The organism is Bradyrhizobium sp. PMVTL-01 (assembly GCF_051861855.1).
Classification (GTDB): domain Bacteria; phylum Pseudomonadota; class Alphaproteobacteria; order Rhizobiales; family Xanthobacteraceae; genus Bradyrhizobium.
Genome location: NZ_CP193982.1, coordinates 1,934,056 through 1,955,082, shown reverse-complemented (window position 1 = coordinate 1,955,082; position 21,027 = coordinate 1,934,056). Strand labels below are relative to the sequence as shown.

The following is a 21,027-nucleotide window of genomic DNA, read 5'->3' as shown; positions in this document are numbered from 1 at the left end:
AGGGTCCTCGAACTCGAGCAGCGAGCCAAAGCTCGCGACCGCCGCGCTCTCGCGGTCTAGCTATCGAGCCATATTCGGCGAGGCTGACGATCTCACCTCGACCGACACAGCCCCCCTACACAACGCCAACAGCCTAATTGCCCTCTCTCCATGCTGAGTGCTTGGTGAGACAATTTTGACTCAACATCAAACGGACGGCTCTTCGGCTCGACTATCGCTGCATAGAACGCCCTCCTGGACTGCTTGCAAAATGCGGGCCCCTTCCATCGTCCTACTTGCGACGCGTATTGCCGCCGGCACATGGACACTGATTGACCTCGGGCTCCTAGGATTTCGCAAACCGTGAGAACTAGGCTGGCGCGCGCCGCGACAGAGCCGTTGACGGTGACATATTGCAGTTGCTCTTGCCAAACTCGTTGAAGTGCATCGTCATGCGCCAGATCCGCGCAGGCGGCACGGTGTGTCATGGCCAGGAATTATCGTGTCCTGATCAATCACCGCTGTTAGTAGTTGATCCGAACCGCCGAGACGCGCAACGCGCCGCTAGCACGCCTGCTTGGAGCCCGTTTGCTGGTTGTCCGTAAGGACCCGCTTTGGTGGCTTGCCCGCAGGATGGAAGGCAATGAGTGGAAGATCAGAAGGCTTTCACCGACTTCAAGTACTCGCAGCTTCTCGCTCCGGTGTGGCGCTTTTCGCACATAGTCGTAGCATCTTGAACACTGTGTGATGGCCTGAACGAGCCACAACACTCGACTGAGTGGCAAGAGTGGCTCGTCTCCCAACTCTCCTCGCTCTAGAAGGGCCAGCCAGTATTTTCAAAGGAGTGGTACGACGCTTGCTTAAGGGTGAAGCGAACTTCCGCCTTCATAGGCACATTAGCCATGCGAGGCCCCGCCAGATCGGCTCCTTAACAAGTGGGTGACTATATGTCCGGTGTCGCCGGTGCGTTTCTCTGTGCTTCAAGCGAACCATCGTCGCGCGTCGTTGATCAGCTGAAGAAAATGATTCCGACACTTGCGCTCCGTGGGCAAGCAGGTGTCGCGGTCTCTGCTTTCATGCAAGAGCGTGGGATCCGATATGGAAGGGCATTTCAATCGGACGATAATTCAGTGCGCATTGATTGCATCGAACAGGAGCCGCGCTTTCGGCCTCATGTTGCGATCGCGCAGATCCGTAGCCGATCCTGTGGAACTGGGGATGACGGCGATGTGCAGTCAATTCCTAGCTGCCATTTTGCAATTGCTCTGGACGGCGCCTTGGTGAACGCTCATGAACTGAGGAGCGAATTGCTCGCTCACGGGCCACTGTTAGATACCAACACAGACGCCGAGCTCTTGCTGAGGTGGATCGAACGATCTTGCGAACGAGAATATTGGCGTCGCGGCTTGCCCGCAGACTACGAAGCTGTCTTTCGCGAGCTTGATGATCGTATCGATGGTGCCGTTTCCGCGCTTTTGCTCGATAAGAACGGTGATCTTGTTGCATATCGCAGTCGAAGCGGTTTGCGACCATTGGAGACTATGCGGGCAAGTAATGGATTGTTGCTCTTTGCTTCTGAAGATTGTGCCTTCGCTGGCTTGGAAGGTGAGACCCAGCAGCTCTTGCCTGGGAGCATACAGCGCGTGGACGCCAAGACGGGCGGCAGAGTTGACCATACCCTGAACAGCCGAGGATGTAAGGCCAAACTCTGCGCCTACGAAACTCTCTATTTGGGAAGTCCGAACACGTCGGTTGAGGGCCATTCACATCGCCAGACCCGTCACAACATCGGGCTCGCGTTGGGGAGACTCGTTGCGGAGCGAGTCCAAGCAGAGCCACTCTTGATCCCGCCAATCGTGTCCTCCATGCCAAAGACTGGGGGGCCGTACGCCGATGGTCTGTTTGACTCTCTCACCGAACAGGGCGTGCTCGCCGAGCGGTGTGACGTAGTGGCAACGCAATTTCTTGAGCGAACTCTCCTGGGCAGACCCAGGGCCCGACAATCTCGCATTGCTCAGAAGTATCGCGTGTCGGAATCTGCCGTCGCTAAACGGACCATAATAGTTGTCGACGAGGCGCTCATTCGAGGTGATACCAGCCAAGCCGTCACAACGATGCTCCTTGCCGCTGGAGCCAAAGCCGTACATTGGGCAATTGGTTCGCCGCCTATAGTTGCTCCACACTACTACGGCATGGGTATTCATACGCTAGATGAGCTCGCATTCTGGCAGGCTTTGAAGCGACTGCCGCCCGAACTACGCACCCAGTGTCTTCGCTTCCACAGGATGGACCCGCCAGCCCTCAAAATCATTGAAAGCAACATTGCGACGGCGATCCAAGCAGCAACAATCACTTATCTGCCCTTCCGTGCCCTTGCATCCATATTGGCCAACAGAGGCATCGATTTGTCACCCTTCACGTTGGAGATGCCGACCCCCGCTGGACGGCAGCGCGCGGACAGAAACTTGAAAGCTTTGCTGGCCGCTCTTCCTGTCAATCCCGGTCTGAGGTCAGCATCGTGAAACCCGCTCTCGTATTTGACTGGAACGGAACGCTGCTCGATGACACATACGCGGTGCTCGAAACGACCAATGTAATTTTAGAACGCTTTGGCCGCCCGAGCATCGATATAAATACCTTTCGCGAGCATTGTGATGTTCCCCTCTCTCGTCTCTATCGAAGCCTCGGAATGTCGCAGGAGGAGGTTGAGGCAGTGGAGCGTGACGAGGGCGCACTCTTTCACGACACATACGAGCATCTTGCGGATAAAGCCGATTTACGTGAGGGGGCGCGCAGAGTACTCGCGTTAGCGCGCCGAGAATCTGCTCTACTCATCATCCTCAGCAACCACATAGTCGCGCCTCTACAGCTCCAGCTGAAGAGACTTGGAGTGGATGACTACATCACCGATGTGCTCGCCTTCGAAAGCCGCGCCACGCAATACAAATCGATGAGCAAAGGAGAGCGGCTTCGCCATTATATGAACAGGTACAACCTGAAGCCGTCGTCAACCTTCATCATCGGCGATATGCCCGTCGAGACTGATATTGCACGCGATCTCGGGCTGACAAGCATCTCCATTACCGGAGGATTTGTTTCGGCGTTGCGCCTGCAAGCCGCGCGTCCAGATTACACCATCAACAACCATCACGAGCTGTTGCCGATCCTACAAAGCCATGGCTTCTTTCGGAATACTAAATCATGAGCAAGGGACCGTCAGTGAACGCCGCTCCCAAAACGATAAAGCAGAGCATAGGGCTTATCGGAGCGGGGCGCATGGGAACGGGTATAGGGATCAGCCTGTTGCGTCAGCAAAGCGAACTCCACATCAAAGTCAACAAGAACCGGTTCGGTGCTGATCGGCTGACAGGTGCCGGGGCCCGCGAGCATGCGTCGATCGCTGAGTTGGCGCAGCATGTAAGTGTGGTGGTGTTGTCCTTACCGTCCAGCTGCGAAGTTGAGACGGTGTGCCTCGAACACGATGGACTGTTTGTTCACATGCGCCGAGGGGGTTTGATAATTGATTGCACGACCTCGTATCCCGCGTCGACCATTGCATTGGCGAAAATGGCGCAAAGGCGAGGTCTTAGCTTCATTGATGCTCCAGTAACACGAAGCCCCGAGCAAGCAGAGCTCGGCCTTCTCAATGCGATGGTTGGATCGGATGCAACACTCTTTCCGGTCGCTGAACGCATTCTTGCTGCGTTTTGCGAGACCGTTATGCATGTTGGAGATGTCGGACACGGCCACAAGCTCAAGCTTGTGTACAACAGCATGACTATGGGCATAGCTGCGGTCGCCGCTGAGGTCTGCCAATTCGCGGATAGTCTTCAGATAGATCTTGTAACACTACGCTCTTTGGTCAGTCGGGGCTCTACGAACAGTGGAATATTCCAAGCGTTTGCCGCCTTTTTGTTGGGAGAGAAACCAGATGCACTGGCAATCTCGATTGCAAATGCTGCAAAGGACATCGATTGTGCTGTGCGCCTAGCGCGCGAGAGTGCAGTTTCCGTGCCTGTCCTGGATGCGGCCGCGCGGGAACTCAACCGCTCAGTTGTCGCAGGCAAAGGTGAATTGACCCTACCACATTTGGCCCGATCGTAGACGCTTGGCCTGGCTCCAAGCAGTCAGTTTTCCACGAGCCCGTGGTGCCCCCCCTCGAATCCCTCGGCATCGAGAGCGATGATTCGGACGACATGGCCCGCATCTTCAAAGAAGTCAGCGGCGTTTCTTCTAAACAGCGTCAAGGTCAATCGCATTCGCGAGGAAAGCGAGTATGGGGCCTGCGTATCACCGCCGATGCATTGGTCGATACCGCCAAGGTTTTATCGTTATCGACATCGCCTTTGGTGAGGCGGCCGAATCGGGTTTACTGGAAATAGATCTGTCGGTTCTCGACGATGTTCCTGCTCGCATCTGCGCGCTTCTGCGCGTGAGATGGTCATCGGCGAGAAATTCCAGGCGATGGTCATGCTGGTCCGCACCGATATTCGTGGTGCTCGCGGGCTATCATTGGCGCGGATAGTCGAGGGCTTTGGTACACGCAGCTGTTATCCGTCCGCGCAGGTCTGCCAGACAAAGTATCTCATTTTTGCTCCCGCCTGAAAGAACAAGAAGGTGTCGGTCCAGCAAAGAAAAAGACCGCTGCCGGATTTCTCCGACAGCGGCTCGAGTCTGGGGAGAGGCAGACGTACCGGTCTGCCAGCGGAGAAGGGCGGAGCGCTTGGGGTGATCCGGCGGCACTAACGAAGTCGTTCTGCTCCGGTTTGGTATCTGGTATTCCGGTTCTAGCTCGCCTGGCTCACGAATTTGGTGTCGAGATAGCCCTCGATTGCCTCGAGGCCACCTTCCGAACCGAAGCCGGATTCCTTCGTTCCGCCAAAGGGCACTTCGGGAAGCCCAAGCCCATGATGATTGATCGATACCATCCCGCATTGGAGATCGGCCCCGATCGCGGCCATCGTCGCGGCGGATCGCGTGTAGGCGTAGGCGGCGAGCCCGTAAGGCAGTCGATTGGCCTCCGCCACAACCTCGACGTAGGTTTTAAACCGCGCAATCGGCGCGACAGGGCCGAAAGGCTCTTCATTCATGATGCGCGCTTGAGGTGGAACATCGGTCAGGACCGTCGGCTCGAAGAAGTACCCCGTATTGCCGATACGCTTGCCGCCGGTACGCAACTGGGCGCCGCAATCGAGAGCGTCCGCGACAAGGCTCTCCATTGCATCGACCCGCCGAGAATTGGCGAGCGGTCCCATCCGGCTATCTCTTTCAAGGCCATTGCCAACCTTGATCGCGCTGGCCTCGGCAACGAACCTCTTAACGAACTCTTCATAGATACTCTCATGCACCAGAAACCGCGTCGGCGAGACGCAGACTTGGCCAGCATTGCGGAACTTGTTCGCCGACAAGATTCTTGCGGCTTTCTCGACGTCCGCATCCGGGAAAACCATGGCAGGCGCGTGCCCGCCGAGCTCCATGGTGGTGCGCTTCATATGGGCGCCAGCAAGGGCTGCGAGATGCTTTCCGACCACGGTCGAACCGGTGAAGGAGACTTTCCGGATGATAGGATGGCGTATGAGATAATCTGAAACTTCGGATGGCACCCCGAAGACGAGATTGATCACGCCCGCAGGCACGCCAGCATCCGCGAAACTACGCACCAGCTCCATGCAGCTCGCTGGCGTCTCTTCAGGTCCCTTGACGATGATCGAGCAGCCGGCTGCAAGGCTGGCGGAGATCTTCCGCACTGCCTGGTTGATCGGAAAATTCCAGGGCGTAAATGCCGCAACCGGCCCGACCGGCTCCTTGGTCACGAGCTGCGCAACGTTGCCAAAGCGCGCCGGGACGATCCGCCCATAGGCGCGCCGCCCTTCCTCGGCGAGCCAGTCGATGATATCGGCAGCAAGGAACGTTTCAGCACTCGATTCGCTGAGCGGCTTACCCTGTTCGAGCGTCATGATCGATGCGATGCCGGCTGCGCGCGAGCGTATGAGATCGGCGGCCTTGCGCATCGTCCTGTATCGGTCAAAGGCCGAAACCTTTCGCCAGATCTCAAACCCCTCCTTGGCGGCCATGATCGCACGATCGAGATCGCCGCGGGACGCATAAGGAGTTTCGCCAATCGGCTGGCCGGTCGCGGGGTTGAGGATCTTTTCCGAGCGATCAGAGCCCCCTTCCGTCCATTCGCCGGCAATGAACATCCTGATCTTGGGGTACACAGGTTCTGCCTGCGTGGTGTGTTCCTGGCGCTTCATGCTTGCACCTCAATGTCCCCAGCGAAGAGCCAGAGGGTTGAGCTCACGCGCAAGCTCGATCAATCCAGCTCTCGTCGCCGGATGGATCTGCTCGAGCGGATGCCGCACGGCTTCGCATTTGATCACGCCGCCTTCAGCCATCACGCTCTTGGCGGCGCGCAGGCCGCACTGGCGGTTTTCGAAATTGATGAGCGGCAGCACCCTTGCATATGCAAGAGCGGCTTCCTGCCTGCTGCCCGCTTTGTGATGATCGAGCACGGGACGGAGCAGATCGGGCAACAGCGCGCTCGACATTGTTCCGATCGCACCGGCATCGAGGTCTGCCATCATGGTGATGGCTTCCTCCCCGTCGAAAGGACCAATGATGACCTCACCGCCGAGCTCGATCAGACTACGCAGCTTGGCAGCCGCAAACGGCACCTCGATCTTGAAATATCTGGCGAGCGGCACCTCGCAAGCGAGCCGAACGAGAAACGGGACCGTCAATGTAACGCCGGAGAGCGGCGCGTCCTGGACCATAATTGGAATCCCGGCGGCGTCCGCGACCCGGCCGAAATGCCCGATCATGGCGCCTTCATCCGCCTTGAGGCTTGCACCATGATAAGGCGGCATCAGCATGAGGAGGCTTGCGCCACGTTCGGCCGCATAGCGGGCGCGTTGCACCGCAATCTGGGTGCTGAAATGGCTGCAGGTCACCATGACGGGCTTGCGGCCCGCGACATGCGAGAGGCAGAGATCGACCAGAATGTCACGTTCCTGATCAGATAGCAGGAACTGCTCGGAATAGTTGGCCAGAATGCAGATGCCGTCGACGCCTTGATCGATCATGCAATCGAGCACGCGCCGCTGCCCTTCGAGATCGAGATCTCCAGTGTCCGTAAACGGCGTCGGAGCGACCGGGAACAAGCCGCGATAGAGGGGAGTTTTCGCATTTCTCATGTAGAGGATTCCAGACAGGGCAGTCAGTTGCTGTCGAACTCGCAAATATCCAAGGAGCGGAGCCGATGCCGTCGAACTTTGTGGATAGATTGACTGGCGTGGCGTCACAAACAAGATTGGGTGAGGCTTTGCTCGCGTTGGAAGACTTTCGCGCCTCCTCATTAGATCCAGCCAGGCGGCACCAGATCCGTCAGGATGGCAAGGCATTCAAACAGGAAGTAGCTTCCGAAGATCAGCTCGACGTTCTGGGCCGCATCGATATCGCGCACGATCGCCTTTCGGGTGAAGCAGCCGCCGGTGAGCATTCCAGGCGGGCGCGGGTCATCGGGAGCAGTCGGTGTCAGGTATTTCGAGCTCAGCTGAGTAACCGTACGTTCCGCAAATAATCTATATTTGGCGCCCCCCTCAGGACCAAGTGCGGATGCGAGGCGCAGCGCTGCGGCGGCAGCGATAGCAGTGGCCGCAGTATCCCTGCTGGTGTTCGGGATCGCCGGATCGTCGAAATCCCAGAAGGCAATGAGATCCGCAGGGACATGGTCGATCCACCAGTCAAGAAGGCGCACGGCATAGTCGCGCCATAGCGGTTCGTCCGGGCGGACCATGGCGGCGTGAGCGGTGTAGAGCATCGCCCATCCCTGCGCCCGGCCCCAGGTGCTGATATCGCTGTATCCCTTGTGTGTGTGCGTTCTGAGCACCTTGCCGGTATGTGGATCAAGGGTAGAAGACTGGATTACTGAATTGTCCTGCCGCACATGGATCTCCAGGACGCGTCGCATATGTGCATTGGCGACCTCCTCCATCCGGGGATCGGAAAGCTCGTCCGCGGCCCAATAGAGCAGGCCTGTCGCCTGGAGCGAGTCAATACTGCTCTCGGAGGCTCCGACTGCGCTGGCCTCCTCGGCATCCCTGCCCAACGGTATCAGTCCGAGGTGTGGATCGAACATATCACGAAGCGACCTTGCTGCTGTCAGAGCCATCGCGCGCGCGTTTTCTTCCTTGAACAGGATGCTGCCGAGGGCGCCGGCATGATAGAAGCCGAAGCCCTTGAAGGCCGTAAGCCGCTCGGCACGCGGCAACATTCGGCTTAGCGCAGCACGCGCGTCTTCGATTGGGAACAGCCTGGGATCAGCGAGATGCGCGAGCCAAAGCTCACCGACAAATGCCCCGCCGGTCCAGTCACCATCGGGCGTGAACGTCCATTTTCCGTCGGCGGCACTTGCCCAGTGTGGCAAGCCCGTGCGTGCAGTGTCCCTGGTCTCGGCAATGCGCTTCAGCATACGCTCGCGCGCGGGCAGATATTGGCTTTCCGACATGGCTTCTGGTCCAACATAAAACTCGCCGCGCGGCTTTGGCCTGGCGACAACTTAAAGCTCTTTACCAAGAGATTCTGGACTGGAGTGAACGGCTAGTGTTCACGATGCTTTCAAGCGTGCTTGGGCATCGCTCCCGAGGAGCAAGCCTCGTCAGCAGCGCCGCAGAGAAAAGCGTGCAAGTTTATGCCAATCACCATGTCTCTCCTGACGTAAGCTTGCTACTTTCGAGAAGTCTCTTTGTTCGTTTAGTGATGCGAGTCCGCGGCGCCGATGGCGCCCGTATCGTATAGATGCTTCAATTCCCCGGCGTCATAGCCCAGCTCCTTCAGAATCTCTTCCGTTTGCGCGCCGAGCTTTTGCGGCGGCAAACGCACGCCCGGCTGCTCGCCGTCGTAGCGCACCGGATGGCCGACAAGGGTGATGGGAGTTCCGGTCGCGCCGGTCACGACCTGAAAATTTTTGTTATGCGCGATCTGCGGATCCGCAACGACGTCGGAATAATCGTTCACCGCAGCGTGCCAAATTCCACGCGCCTCGAACAAGACGATGCATTCGGTGGTTGAGCGCTTGGCGACGCTGGCCGCAATGATGGCTGAGGCCTCGTCCCGCCGGCGATAGGCTTCCTCGTCGGGAATTCGCTGGTCGGCCGGAAGGCCAAGCGCGCCCGAGAGCGCCTCCAGCGATCCCAAAGAGATCGCAATGTGCCCATCACGTGTCGCATAGATGCCGTACGGCGCGCCGTAGTACCAGCCGGCCACCGGGCCCGGCTGACGGACGTCGTCAGGCCTTCGGCCGTTTAGGTAGCAGGTGAAAGATTCCATCTGCAGGTCGAGCGCAGCCGACAGCAGGCTGACATCAACCCGGCAGCCCTGCCCCGTCCGCGCTTTCCTCACCAAGGCAGCTAGGATCCCCGCTGCAAATAAGGCGGCGCCGTGATGATCGATGGCGGAAACCCCGACAGCCCGCGGCCCCTGCTCGCGACTTCCGGTGATCATCGCAAGTCCTGATAGTGCCTGGATCAAGAGATCCTGGCCTGGCCGATCGACATAGGGCCCGTCTGGACCGTAGCCGGAGGCAGCGGCATAGATGATCTGCGGATTGATCTTCTTTGCATCCTCATAGCCGAGACCGAGCTTATCGAGCACACCCGGGCGGAAGTTCTCTGCGATCACATCCGATTTGGCGATCAGTTGCCTCGCGATGACCACGGCTTCGGGTTTTTTCAGATCGAGCGTGAGGCTGCGCTTGTTGCGGTTTCCCGTCAGAAGCAGCATCGACTGGCCGTCAACCCGCTTGTCCGCCCCGCCCCATTTCCTCTGAAAGGCCCCTCCGGGCGGTTCCACGGCGATCACGTCCGCACCGAGGTCGGCGAGAAACTGCACGCCGACCGGACCCATCAGAAAGTGATTGAGGCTGAGGACACGAATGCCTTTCAAGAGATCGACCATACATCCTTGCTTTCGGTTTACCTGAAATCGAGCTACCGGGTCTCGATTTCTGAAATCGATTTCAGACTTAAGCTTTGCAAGAACCCGAGTCAAGCGAATCGACCAACTTTCGAATGAGATTTGCGTCATCCCGCTCCATCTGCGCCTGAGGAGGGCCAGAAAATAGCGCCGATGGCCCGCATACAGGGGCTTGAGAAGGTGGCGCTCGTGGTGGTTTAACCCTTTGTGGAGACCCTCTCCTTCTCCTGGTTGACTGACGCAAATGGACAAGAAACCTGTAATCGCGCCAAAAGGCCGCCAGCAGCCGCGGGTGAAGATCGAGGACGTTGCCCGGAAGGCGAATGTGTCGCCGGCGACTGTGTCGCGGGTTCTCAATCACCCCGATATCGTACGGCCTGAGCTTCGCGACAGGGTCATGCGGCACATCAATGACCTCGCCTACACGCGCGATAGCGCAGCCAGAGCATTGAAATCGGGACGCATGCGAACCGTTGGCGTCATCGTTCCGACGCTGGCGCTCGGTATCTTTGCAGAAGGCGTGGAAGCGCTCCAGAACCGCCTCAGCGAAAGCGGCTACACGCTGTTCATTGCGAATTCGCAATATGACCAGCGGCGTGAATTTCAGGAACTGCAAAGTCTCATTGAACGCGGCATCGATGGAATCGTGCTGGTCGGAGCTTCCCACGGCCGGGAGCTGAGGAGCCTGATCGAACAGGCAGGTGTACCCGTCATCACCACCTATGTTGCCAAGGCCGGCGGCGGCATCCCCGCGATCGGAATCGACAACGAAAGTGCCACCCGCGAGATGACGGAGTATCTGCTAAGGCTTGGACACGTCCGTTTCGGCGCGATTGCCAACGTTGTCGCCGCGTCAAACGACAGATCCCGCGCCAGGCTCGAGGGAATTCAGCGCGCGCTCTCGGACGCGGGTCTCCCGCTCAAGCCGACCCAGATCGTCAAGGCGGATTATTCGCTTGCCCAGGGCCGTAGTGCCCTTCGTCAACTCCTCACCGATCATCCGGACACGACAGCAGTCATCTGCACCACCGACACGCTTGCCATCGGTGCAATGGCAGAGGCTCGCAAGATGGGGCTGGCCGTACCGGCCACGCTTTCCATCACAGGATTTGACGATGTGGAGCTGGCGGCGCAAATGGACCCGCCGCTCACAACAGTCAGCGTTCCGGCGGCAGAAATCGGCCGGGGAGCCGCCGATTATCTCATCAATGCCATTGCCGGAAGTCCTGTCCCGAAAAGTGTTGTGTTGCCGTACCGGCTCGTCATGCGGTCATCGAGCGCCCCGCCGCGGTCCAGCGCCCGTCCCGCCCGTCGCGGGCGCAGTCGAGATCATTGACCGCGCCACGGTTCCGATAACGATTTCAGAACCGTAGCCTGGCCTTCGCGTCTTAGGACCCGGTGGACGCAAGCTGCTCGCCCCTTATTACTATTCGCCCGTAAGTGGAGGTGGCTGAGCATGCGATGCGCCGCCTGCGCGATCGTCAATGGCACAACAGGCTTCTCAATGCTCGCGTTCAACGTGAACGGAGTGAACGGGTGCATGGTGGTGGCTGGCGCCCAGTTCGTGCAATCTATGATGCAGGCGATGATGCGCAAGTTCCAGGGCAGCTCGCAGCCGCGCGTGTCGCGCTTCGTCGGACTTGGGAGCGAGCGTGTCCATATAGGCGATCGATCCCTCGATTTGAGCAAGGAGCGACACTGCATCCGCGGTGGCAAAGATGGGCATTCCGCCTACTTTGACATATACCGCACTGGTGTGCGCCGCAATGTCGGCCTCGCGTCCGGCGACACTGCCCCGAACGCGCAGCGCGATCCAACATGACTCGTTGATGGGCAGGGAGAGCTGCCCCTTGCACGACAAGCCTCCGCATCGAACCTCCTCGAGGACCGTGCCGTTACATATGAGCTCCACCCGGGTCGGCGGAACGCTGACCGATTCGATCCGCCAATCGATCGTGAGGGTGCCGCCTGAACGGGGAAGGGACACCGTGCCTCCAGGGCGACGTCCTTCAACGGTCATCTCAACCAGAGGACCGACAGTGATGAAGGTATCCCCGCTGCGTACGGCATCCATCCAGTTGCGATACGTGAAGTCGCGTTCGCCCAGCCGCACATAGGTCCGTGAGCCCCCGAGGAGCGCGGCCGCGTCCATCTTGTCGGAGCCGGCCACCAGCGGCAGATGGTACCCGATGTTGAGGTAGCGATACCAATCGGCGAGACCAAATGCGCTGATCTGCGCGGTCCGCGGGTTGAACGACATCATTTCGATGGCGTCGACAAGGCCGAGCACAATGTCGGCCGCCCGCTCCGCCTGCGGGTTCGGCGCGTGCGGCATTACCACCAGCCCCCCTTGCTGACGGCAGCGCTCCGCCCAGTCGGCCATGGTCGCTTCCAGAACATGGCCGATCGCAGCTTCGTTGGACCCGGCGCAAGAGAGCGGATTGATCATCTCACCTTCGTAGCCGAGCAGGGATATGTGCCCCAGAACCTGCATCCGGTTCTCCGTGCCGACCCGAACCAGGAATTCTCCGTCACCGCCGAAATCCTTTGCCCCGATCGTCGTGCGTCCGTCGAAATCGGCGACATTGGTGAATAGCTCGCCCCACTGTGCGGCGAGCAAGTTGACGACGTTGACCCCCTCCGCCTTGCCCTCAAGTAGCGCTGTCTGCGGGCTCAGGAAATGGACGTGCGTATCAGAGCTAACCCATCCTTGTTCGCGCCAGCGCAGCACACGATCGAGCTCAAAGGTGAGATTGTCCGTCGTCGCAGTGATTTCGGCGATGGTGCGCAACGGGCGCACCTCGAAACCCCGGCTGATCTCTACGAACACGGGTCCGAGCGGCAGGTCCGCCTCGCAACTGCCGTCCACGTAGGCGTACTGGTTCAGCCCATTGGCAAATTCGCCCGAGAAGTCCTCGAACCTGCCGGTATTGACCTTGCGGTGATGTCCCTTGGGTGGCAGATACTCCCCATGCGCACCATGGACATGCAGCCGCGCGGCAACACGCACGCCACTGCCCTTCTCGACGATGCGGATCATGACCCGCCTTGTGGCCGGTTCGACTGTCGCCGCATTGAGCGAGGCGCCTGCGTTAGCGCCAACTTCCAACGATCGAAGCTCGAACATGTGCAAGCGGCCATCGTCGGACCGCAGATAGAGCCTTGCGTCCGGATGCGCGGAGTACTCCACGATGACTTCGCTCCCGGAGCACACGGGCTGCACATCCACTTTGGCGCCCAGCCAATCCGCTCTGGAGTACTCGAGCACTGCACGGGCCGAGATGACCGTGCCTAGGTCTATACCGATCTGCTCGCCTCGATCGTCGACATCGAGCTCGCCAAGCTTGTTCAGATGGACCCCCGGCGGCAGCCTCACCTTCAGCTTTCGACGGCCCTGGAGGCGCAGCGGGTGCTGGGTGAGCGCTGTCGTGGTCACCGCAAACACATGCGAGATTTCCTGTTCCGCGCGCAAGCTCAACGCCGAAAGCTCCTTGTCCGGATAAGGATTCGGGAGCGCGTAAAGCCACACGTTCTCACCTTGTCGATCCATGCGTCCCGATTGGGTGCGGGCCTCGCCCTGGAAGAAGCTCGCTCCCGGAGCCCTGCCGAGTACAAAGTCCTCGCCGGTGCTTGCATGTACGATGGGCGCCCGTAGCGGCAGGGCGGCGAACGGACTCGCGCTCCAGGAGATGTGGTTCTGCTGGATCGCGAAGCGGCGCAGCACCGGCACGTCGGTCTCGCTGCCGTCAGCATAGCGGAGCCCGTATGTCGCCACCCGGTCGCCGAGGGGATTGCCTTCGACAGGCAGCGTAGCCGGGCCGATCTCTCCGAAACCCTCGGGGCTTGCACCGGGGCGGTCTGCCACCACTTGCACGAATAGCACATAGCTCGCCATTGTCGGCGGCAACGCGATTACGGCAGGAGGGCCCCCGGGGCGCAGCTCCAGCACATCCGGCCCTGTTTCGCCGCCGAAGAGAAAGGGCATGCCGCGATGAGTCTGGAGCCCGCGAAGCGAATCGATCCAGCCGGTGTCGCCTGGGCGGGCGGCGAATCGTTCCCCGGCATTTGCGCGCTTGGCGTTGAAATATGGCTTCAAGTCCACCGGCGTGAAGTGCGGCGATGAAGGTGTTTTCATGCTTCGGACTCCAGTTTCAGCAACTCAGTGCCTCGCAAGCATTCTTTGTTTGTTGTAAATGACTGCTCGCGCAAGGACGCTCGCGCCGACCCCATGCTCATGCCCAGCATGAAGAGATACGCGCGAGCCCTTATGTTTCGGCGCTGATGTGGACGCTTTGCTTCTGTCGCGGGCACGGCGAAGCGCAGGGGCAGAGCGTGTTCATTCACCGATGTAGAGGCGACCGCGCCTCTTGGCGATCTGGTAGACCAGCACGCTCAGGAGCGCGATCAACGATCCGTAGATGGGAAACATCCAGGCGATGTGCTCGCGCTGCAACCAGACCAGCAGATAGGGTGACGTCCCGCCAAACAGAGAGACGCCGAGCGCATAGCCGAGAGCCACTCCGGTGGTCCGCACGGCGCGCGGCATCAGCGTGGTGGCGATGAAGTTATAGAGGGCCATGTTGAAGCCCACGATCGCGCCGCCGAACACCGTGACAAAGAAAAACGTGACGATGCCTTTTTCCGAATAAAGCAGTGTCAGGAAGAAGCACGGGATGAGCAACAAACGCAGCAGCGTGAACGCGCGCGAGGGTCGCACCTTGTCCGCAAAAGCGCCGACAAGAGGCGCCGTCGACATCCAGATCAGGACCATCAGTGTCATGATCCCGTACACATACGTGCTGTTCTCCTTGAACACCGTGTTGGCCATGTTGGGCAGACCGGTGTTCCAGGCATAGTTGGCGATCTGCACCGACCCGATTACCAGGATGACGGCGAGCAGCGAAAGGCGGACGCTCCATAGCGTTTTCCACACACCGCCAGTGGTTTCCTGAATGCGCGAAGACTCGTCTTGCCGATGCATGGCTCGATTGATCAAGGTTTCCGGCACCGTCGTGCGCAGATAGATGATCAAAAGGCCCAGCACGCCGCCGACTGCGAAGGGTATACGCCAGGCCCACTCGCGCATGGCTTCAGGTGCAACCGAGGCGCTCACCAGGAAGGCAACCAGGCTGGATCCTAGGTTTCCCAACTGGATGAATGTGCCGCCAATCAGACCGAGATAGTGTCCCTCCTTGCCAGGTGGCGCCAATTCAATTGCAATGGCGTTGGCGACACCAGCCTCAGCGCCTGTGGCAAGCCCCTGAATCAGCCGCATGATCAGCAGCGCTATGGCCGCCGTGACGCCCAGGTCCTTGTAGGTGGGCAACAAGGATATCAAAAGCGAGCAAACCGCCATCGCCGTGACAGAGATCAGCATCACGCGCTTGTGGCTGATGCGATCTGCGACAGGCCCCAGCAAAACCGCGCCCAGCGGCCGAGCGCAAAAGCCCGCCCCGTACACGGCCAGTCCCGCCAGCAGCGAGGTGGTGGGATCATCGGAGGGGAAGAAGTGCGGCGAGAGAAACGCTGCCATTACGCCGTAGACATTCCAATCGTACCACTCCAGCGCCACCCCTCCTCCAAGGCCGGCGGTCATCCGCTTGTTGGCAGTTTGCTTCTCAAGCTGGATGGGTACAGCGCTGGGCTGAGCAATGATGTTCATGGGTCCTCGGGCTCTACTGATGACTTAATGATGTTGCGGGTCGCGCGAGAACGAGCAGCCGCTCGTCGGCTCAACTGCGCCCACCGCGACGGGGGTCTACGAGAGCGGCGGCCTTGAGCAGGCCGCACCGCGGAAGCGCAGGCGCAAAAGCTGCCCAGGATTCCGGCGGAAAGCCCGCCTGGCTTCACGTATCTGCGGACCTCGCCTCACGAGCGGCCATTGCACGACCGCAATGGCGCAGGACGACTCCATCGTTCCTTCAGACTTGCGCGGCGGCTCGAATAGAGCGCGCGCGAGATTTCGTGCCATTCCCATGGCTAGCCTTCCTCCTGTTGGTATAAGCGCGCTTCTGAAGAAGCTGATGTTCTTGTTGGACAGCGCGGCGTTCCAAGACCGTCGCGACGTCAATGAGATGCTTCAGATGCGACCCACTCTCGCCGGCCGCATGCTTCCGGTTTCCCGCACTATCGGACATTCTCACATCGATTTATGAAATCGATTTCAGAACCAATATGAATTAGGAACCGTGGAGTCAAGCCATTTTCGCGGTGACGCTGCACCTTATCGGTCAACGTCAGCCAGGGTTAAGCGGGTGGCGCCCAGGCCTCGAATGCGGATTCAGCCAAAAACAGCTCTTAGGACGGCCTCGTTGCTAGGAAATCGATTTCAGTTTAAGGGCTGGTCCTCACATTCCTTCAGGAGAACCGCTCCATGACCAAGACGTCCGATCTCATCCTGTCGACCTCTGTCGCGCCCCACGTGCGCCTTTTGACGCTGAACAGGGCATCAAAACGAAACGCCTTAAGCAACGAGTTGATCGTGGAGCTTGGCGCCACCTTGCGCCGTGCCGCAATCGACGAGGATGTCCGCTCTGTCGTGCTTTGTGGCAGCGATGCGTTCTTCTCTGCCGGAGCCGACATCAAGGAGATGCGGGAGCGCGGCTTTGAGGCAATCGACAATTCCGCGCGGCGTTCTGCCTGGCGGGATGTCGCCAATTTCCCCAAGCCTCTCATTGCCGCAGTCGAGGGCATTTGCTTCGGCGGCGGCCACGAATTGGCGCTGCTCGCGGACATCGTGATAGCAGGCGATGGAGCGGTATTTGGGCAGCCAGAGATCAACATCGGGATATTGCCCGGCGACGGCGCAACGCAGAGGCTGACACGCGTGGCTGGCAAATCACTGGCCATGCTGATGATCCTGAGCGGCCAATCCATCACCGCGCGGAGTGCGATGCAGGCGGGTCTTGTGGCGGAAGTTGTCGAAAGCGGCAGGGCGCAGACGCGAGCGCTCGAAATAGCCGATCTGATAGCGCAAAAACCTCCCCGCTCGGCTGAACTTGCCAAAGCGGCCGTTCTCGCCGCCTTTCAGACCACGCTGGACGCTGGGCTCGAGTTCGAGCGGCAAGCGATACGTCACGCTTTCAGCACAGCTGACCAGCAGGAGGGAATGAACGCCTTCTTTGAGAAGAGGCCGCCGCACTATCGCGGGACCTAGATAGCTCGACATTCCTTCGGCTCGACCAGACCGGCGCTACGGGCCGCGATCTCGTATTGACCGGCCTTTGCCACGCCAATGTACATGTTCATGCTGCCGTGGCGCTTGCCCGGCACCATCTCCGCCGGCCCGCCAGGCCCTTGCGCAATCTTGGCGTGGTCGAGCGCGGCGGCGACGGCCTCACGGTAATTGTACCTGCTTCCCTCACTGCGGCTTCCCACAGCTTCAGTCCTCGATAAGTGCCGGTCGCGGCGCTGCCTGCCGAGAACCGGAACTTGCCGGGAAACTGCTTTTCGTAGGCCAACTGAATTTTGGCGCTCACCGGACTTCCGCCGCGAGCGCCTTGTAATAGTCGAGGCTGCTGGCGAGGCCTTCGAACTCGTGACCTGATTCATTTCGAGCGTGTTCTCGTCATAGTAGACGCAGCGCAGCTGTCCTCCATTCCTGGAAGAGCCCGCTTCATAAAGCTGTTTGAAGAACGAGCCGACCCCGGGGGAATGATGCTGTTGAATACCACGTCTACCTTGTTCGACGTGATGCGGCTCACGGTGGATGAAAAATCCATCTGGTCGAGCGGGCAGTACTCCTCGAACACCACCTCCCCGCCGCTGCTCTCGAGCACCTTGCGCGCATAGGCATTGATGCTTTGCGGCCAGACGTAGTTGGAGCCAGCAGCGCAAAGCGTCTGCCACCGTTCTTGATCAACCACGGAATGAACCGGTCGCAATTTTGCGCCGGTACCGGCCCGGTGCAAAACAGATAGGGCGTGCACTCCCTGCCTGCGTAGGCCTGCGGATAGATGTAGAGCGGCTTGCCACGAGAGATGATGATCTCCTTGATGGCGTTGCGCATCGAGCTCGCAATGCCGCCGAGCACCAGGTCGACCTTGTCTCGCTGAACCAGCTTGCGGACATTGCCGACAGCAACGGACTCGTTGGACGCGGTGTCCTCGATCAGGAGCTCGATCGGGCGCCCCAAAAGACCACCGCTGTCGTTGATCTCGCTCGCGACCATGCGAGCGACATTGGCGTCTGTATTCCCGGCAAAGCCGAGTGCGCCCGTGAGGTCGGTGGCAATGCCAATCCTGATCGGGCCTTCGGCGGCGTTGGCCCAGTCGGGACGGATCACCCAGCTGCCCGGGCCGGCCGCAATGGCTGCGGACGCAAAGGCGAAATTGCCGAGAAAGCGGCGGCGGCTGAGTTGCCGGTGATCATTCAACATCGAACTGGCCTCCCCTTGGCTCATTGCCTCAAATCACGCGCCATGCTCTTTCGCGGGCGGCGCGGTAGCCGGAAAGCTATCCGTCATTTTTAGGTTTCAAGCGGGTGAAGCGCTCCGATCCGAATTTTTAGGTCGATTTTTCCTATTGATCCCAATCGCTTGCGCTTGTCGGGCAACTTTCGTGTTGGACGTTTCATTCGACACACTTCGCCACTCAACTTGGCTCATGTGCCACTCAAAACCCGTTTCCGCCGCTATGAAAATCCGCGAAGTATTGCCGGTAACGCCGGTATCAACAATACAGCGCATCTGAGTAGCCAAGCGACCTTCGATACCACGGACCAACATTGCATTTGGCTGGCAAAGAGCCTTGGATCCTGATGTTCTGGGCGGTATCCAACGACCGAAGCAGGCGCCCTATCCGAATGGTCTGGCTGGAACGCCGAGGTCGAGCAATTCGCCGTCACCAGGAATCAACAATCGCTCGGCAGCGATTCCCTGGGAGAGCGAAAATTGCCGAAGATGATCTCGTGTGACCGTCGCGTGATCAAGAGCTTGAAGATGAGTCGCAACGACAATCGGGCGCGGGAACGTCTTGCAGAGTGTCGCGGCCTGTTCGGCATCCATGGCGATCGACGCACCTTCCCATAACGCACCGGAAGGATGAACGACGATGATATCCGGATCGGTGCTTCGAATTGTCTCCTCGACCGGCGGGTAGAGAACAGTATCGCCTGCCCAGTAGAGGCTCGGCTCGCCCTTCAGTTCAATGCTAAAGCCAATGACCGGCCCCATTTATCGACCACCGAGCCGAAGCCATGGCGACCTTCGCGCCGCGTCAGCTTAACGTCGCGCCAATCCAGCTTTTCGTCGAGGGGCGTGACCTTCTCGAAACCAAAAGAGCGGATTTTGCTGTCGTCGCCAGGTTGGCAGACAATCGGCATATCCTTTGGCACAAGGGATTGTGCCAAAGGGTCGAAGTGATCCGAATGCAGATGCGAGACGATAAGCTCGACGCCGTCGAGGGCTTCGTCGGTGCTCACGGGAAGCTCGACCAGCGGATTTGGCGAGCGTCCCGCAATGGAAGGCCGGCTGTGCTTCGGGGCGAAGAATGGATCAATGAGTATCGTGCGTCCGCCGAGATTCAGCTTCAATGTTGCGTTTTGAAGGAGTTGCAGCTTCATCCGTCATTCCTCGTTCGTTAATAGAGATTCTTTTGGGCGTCGGCCTCAATTCGCGCGTCAATGTCCTTGACGGAAAGATCGGCAGGCATGGTCTGATCGGAAATCATCTGTCCGAGCGACGGCAGTTTGGAGCGATCCAGCCGATAGTCATCCTGCCAGAGACGGCTGCGCTTGAGGGCCTTGGTGCAGTGAAGGAACGCTTCCGTGACGGTCACGACGATCGCAAGCTTCGGCGCCTTGCCGCCGACCGACATCAATTGGAGGAGGGCCTCGGAGCGCGTGAGGCGTGCGGTGCCGTTGACCCGCAGCAATTCCTCGATGCCCGGAATAACGAACAGCAAGCCGATCGCCGGATTGGCGAGCAGATTCTCCATCGTATCGAGGCGATTGTTACCGGGCCTGTCCGGGATCGCCAGATGATGAGGATCGAAGATATGCACGAAGCCCGGCGCATCGCCGCGGGGGCTAACATCATGGCCGCGCTCGGGATGAGACGAGCCGATTATGACAAGCGGCGCATGCGCGATAAAGTTGCAGCAATGTCGATCCAGCCGGTCGAGCTGCTTGACGCGCATCAGCGCCGAGGGCGGAAGATAGGGTGGCCGCAACTCCTCGACAGACGTGAGATAGCTCAGCGCCTCCAGCATCGGCGGGGTCTCTTCGATCCGGTCAATCCCTGACATTGCGCGGATAGGTCTGTTTGGCCGCACCGGCCGCGGCTAGATCGACGTCAATGCTGATGATGGGATTGTCCTCGCTCGTGCGCGCAAGGATGTCTCCATCGGGCGCCACGATCCAGCTGCGCCGGCGAGGCTGCCGCCGCGGCGGTTCGCCGTCACCACGGACGCGCCGGCCGCGATCGCTGCCATCCGCGTCGCCACTTCCCAACGCGGATGGCCGCCAGTCGCCCACGGCGCGGCAATCAACTGAACCCCGGCCTGCCCGGGAGGGGCGCCGCGGTGCTCACCATGATCTCCGTGCACACCAGTTCGGCGAAACAGAGCTCGCCGTCCCACACAGGAACTACATTCTGTGGGCCGCGATCGAACCAGGTTTCTTCCCAACCCTCCTCCTGCTGCGGCAGCCAAGCCTTGGGTCTGCCTCGGACCAAGCCGGTCATCGGCTTCCAGACAAAAGTCTCGTTCCAGCGCCGTGTATCCACCTCGACAGCCCGCGTCCCGACGATACGTTTTGCCGTGAGGCGCTTCAGCTCATCTGAGATCTTGGCATGCGTGGTGACGGCTTGACGCCAAACGAGCTCGCTGAAGACCGGGCTTTCCCAAAAACTGTCAATGCCTGCCAACTCGGGAAGAACGAGCAGATCAACCGGCGCCTTGGCGAGCTCACTTTCCAGCCGACTCCACACCGCCGTCGCCATGTCGCGATGATCGGGGAATTCACAGGTCGCAACTCGAATGATCACTGTGTCCTCCATCTTGGTCAAGCTTGCGCCAAGCGGGACCAAGTTGACCAGTGGCACGAATGCCATATATCGTCAAAGTTATGCCAATGCTG

At 59.5% G+C, this 21,027-nt stretch carries 19 protein-coding genes and 1 pseudogene; 7 read left to right on the top strand and 13 right to left on the bottom strand.

Annotation, left to right across the window (positions count from 1 at the left end):
* The first annotated feature begins 926 nt into the window (after positions 1-926).
* Genes ACRQ5Q_RS08995 through ACRQ5Q_RS08975 form a run of 5 tightly spaced genes read left to right on the top strand, consistent with a single transcriptional unit; the run spans position 927 to position 4,584 of the window.
* Entirely contained in the window at positions 927-2,501 is a 1,575-nt protein-coding gene (locus ACRQ5Q_RS08995) for a hypothetical protein (RefSeq protein WP_439397211.1), read from the top strand.
* Positions 2,498-3,184, top strand: coding sequence for an HAD family hydrolase (locus ACRQ5Q_RS08990; RefSeq protein WP_439397209.1), 687 nt, complete (start codon positions 2,498-2,500; stop codon positions 3,182-3,184). Before ACRQ5Q_RS08995 ends, ACRQ5Q_RS08990 begins: the two co-directional genes overlap by 4 nt.
* On the top strand, positions 3,181-4,083 hold the full coding sequence (locus ACRQ5Q_RS08985; protein WP_439397208.1) for an NAD(P)-dependent oxidoreductase: 903 nt from the start codon (positions 3,181-3,183) through the stop codon (positions 4,081-4,083). Before ACRQ5Q_RS08990 ends, ACRQ5Q_RS08985 begins: the two co-directional genes overlap by 4 nt.
* A gap of 44 nt (positions 4,084-4,127) precedes the next feature.
* Positions 4,128-4,361 carry a hypothetical protein gene (locus ACRQ5Q_RS08980; protein WP_439397206.1) on the top strand — a complete coding sequence of 78 codons (234 nt, stop codon included), beginning with the start codon at positions 4,128-4,130 and terminating at the stop codon, positions 4,359-4,361.
* A 55-nt stretch (positions 4,362-4,416) separates the two neighbouring features.
* On the top strand, positions 4,417-4,584 hold the full coding sequence (locus ACRQ5Q_RS08975; RefSeq protein ID WP_439397204.1) for a hypothetical protein: 168 nt from the start codon (positions 4,417-4,419) through the stop codon (positions 4,582-4,584).
* A gap of 182 nt (positions 4,585-4,766) precedes the next feature.
* Here the strand turns inward: ACRQ5Q_RS08975 and ACRQ5Q_RS08970 are convergent, their stop codons facing one another.
* The 4 genes from ACRQ5Q_RS08970 to ACRQ5Q_RS08955 form a co-directional block, all read right to left on the bottom strand.
* Positions 4,767-6,233: an NAD-dependent succinate-semialdehyde dehydrogenase gene (locus tag ACRQ5Q_RS08970; protein WP_439397202.1), complete on the bottom strand. Its 1,467-nt coding sequence runs from the start codon at positions 6,231-6,233 to the stop codon at positions 4,767-4,769.
* 9 nt (positions 6,234-6,242) lie between these two features.
* Positions 6,243-7,172 (bottom strand): dihydrodipicolinate synthase family protein, encoded by a 930-nt coding sequence (locus tag ACRQ5Q_RS08965; RefSeq protein ID WP_439397201.1) that lies wholly within the window; start codon positions 7,170-7,172, stop codon positions 6,243-6,245.
* A gap of 161 nt (positions 7,173-7,333) precedes the next feature.
* Positions 7,334-8,485 (bottom strand): hypothetical protein, encoded by a 1,152-nt coding sequence (locus tag ACRQ5Q_RS08960; protein ID WP_439397199.1) that lies wholly within the window; start codon positions 8,483-8,485, stop codon positions 7,334-7,336.
* A gap of 245 nt (positions 8,486-8,730) precedes the next feature.
* Complete coding sequence (locus tag ACRQ5Q_RS08955) at positions 8,731-9,933, bottom strand: CaiB/BaiF CoA transferase family protein (protein WP_439397197.1); 1,203 nt, start codon at positions 9,931-9,933, stop codon at positions 8,731-8,733.
* A 262-nt stretch (positions 9,934-10,195) separates the two neighbouring features.
* Here ACRQ5Q_RS08955 and ACRQ5Q_RS08950 point away from each other — a divergent pair, with 262 nt between their 5' ends.
* Positions 10,196-11,287 carry a LacI family DNA-binding transcriptional regulator gene (locus ACRQ5Q_RS08950; RefSeq protein WP_439397196.1) on the top strand — a complete coding sequence of 364 codons (1,092 nt, stop codon included), beginning with the start codon at positions 10,196-10,198 and terminating at the stop codon, positions 11,285-11,287.
* A gap of 165 nt (positions 11,288-11,452) precedes the next feature.
* Here ACRQ5Q_RS08950 and ACRQ5Q_RS08945 read toward each other — a convergent pair whose 3' ends face one another.
* Positions 11,453-14,086, bottom strand: a complete 2,634-nt coding sequence (locus ACRQ5Q_RS08945) for a CehA/McbA family metallohydrolase (protein WP_439397194.1) — start codon at positions 14,084-14,086, stop codon at positions 11,453-11,455.
* A gap of 201 nt (positions 14,087-14,287) precedes the next feature.
* Positions 14,288-15,613 carry an MFS transporter gene (locus ACRQ5Q_RS08940; RefSeq protein ID WP_439397192.1) on the bottom strand — a complete coding sequence of 442 codons (1,326 nt, stop codon included), beginning with the start codon at positions 15,611-15,613 and terminating at the stop codon, positions 14,288-14,290.
* 711 nt (positions 15,614-16,324) lie between these two features.
* Here ACRQ5Q_RS08940 and ACRQ5Q_RS08935 point away from each other — a divergent pair.
* Positions 16,325-17,107 (top strand): enoyl-CoA hydratase-related protein, encoded by a 783-nt coding sequence (locus ACRQ5Q_RS08935; RefSeq protein ID WP_439397190.1) that lies wholly within the window; start codon positions 16,325-16,327, stop codon positions 17,105-17,107.
* On the opposite strand, the gene ACRQ5Q_RS08930 is transcribed toward ACRQ5Q_RS08935, so the two are convergent.
* The 7 genes and pseudogenes from ACRQ5Q_RS08930 to ACRQ5Q_RS08900 form a co-directional block, all read right to left on the bottom strand.
* Positions 17,104-17,328 carry a hypothetical protein gene (locus tag ACRQ5Q_RS08930; protein ID WP_439397188.1) on the bottom strand — a complete coding sequence of 75 codons (225 nt, stop codon included), beginning with the start codon at positions 17,326-17,328 and terminating at the stop codon, positions 17,104-17,106. The genes ACRQ5Q_RS08935 and ACRQ5Q_RS08930 overlap by 4 nt on opposite strands.
* 320 nt (positions 17,329-17,648) lie before the next feature.
* Positions 17,649-18,328: pseudogene (locus ACRQ5Q_RS08925) on the bottom strand (transporter substrate-binding protein); the annotation flags it as partial.
* 417 nt (positions 18,329-18,745) lie between these two features.
* Positions 18,746-19,123: an MBL fold metallo-hydrolase gene (locus tag ACRQ5Q_RS08920; RefSeq protein WP_439397186.1), complete on the bottom strand. Its 378-nt coding sequence runs from the start codon at positions 19,121-19,123 to the stop codon at positions 18,746-18,748.
* The gene (locus tag ACRQ5Q_RS08915; RefSeq protein WP_439397184.1) at positions 19,090-19,512 is read right to left on the bottom strand and encodes an MBL fold metallo-hydrolase; all 423 of its coding nucleotides are present in this window, start codon (positions 19,510-19,512) and stop codon (positions 19,090-19,092) included. The genes ACRQ5Q_RS08920 and ACRQ5Q_RS08915 overlap by 34 nt, the downstream gene beginning before the upstream one ends.
* A 17-nt stretch (positions 19,513-19,529) precedes the next feature.
* A complete protein-coding gene (locus ACRQ5Q_RS08910; RefSeq protein WP_439397182.1) occupies positions 19,530-20,159 on the bottom strand; it encodes a pyridoxamine 5'-phosphate oxidase family protein in 630 nt (209 codons plus the stop codon).
* Positions 20,160-20,181: 22 nt separating this feature from the next.
* The gene (locus ACRQ5Q_RS08905) at positions 20,182-20,304 is read right to left on the bottom strand and encodes a hypothetical protein (protein ID WP_439397180.1); all 123 of its coding nucleotides are present in this window, start codon (positions 20,302-20,304) and stop codon (positions 20,182-20,184) included.
* A gap of 130 nt (positions 20,305-20,434) precedes the next feature.
* Positions 20,435-20,956 carry a hypothetical protein gene (locus ACRQ5Q_RS08900; RefSeq protein ID WP_439397178.1) on the bottom strand — a complete coding sequence of 174 codons (522 nt, stop codon included), beginning with the start codon at positions 20,954-20,956 and terminating at the stop codon, positions 20,435-20,437.
* Positions 20,957-21,027 lie beyond the last annotated feature (71 nt).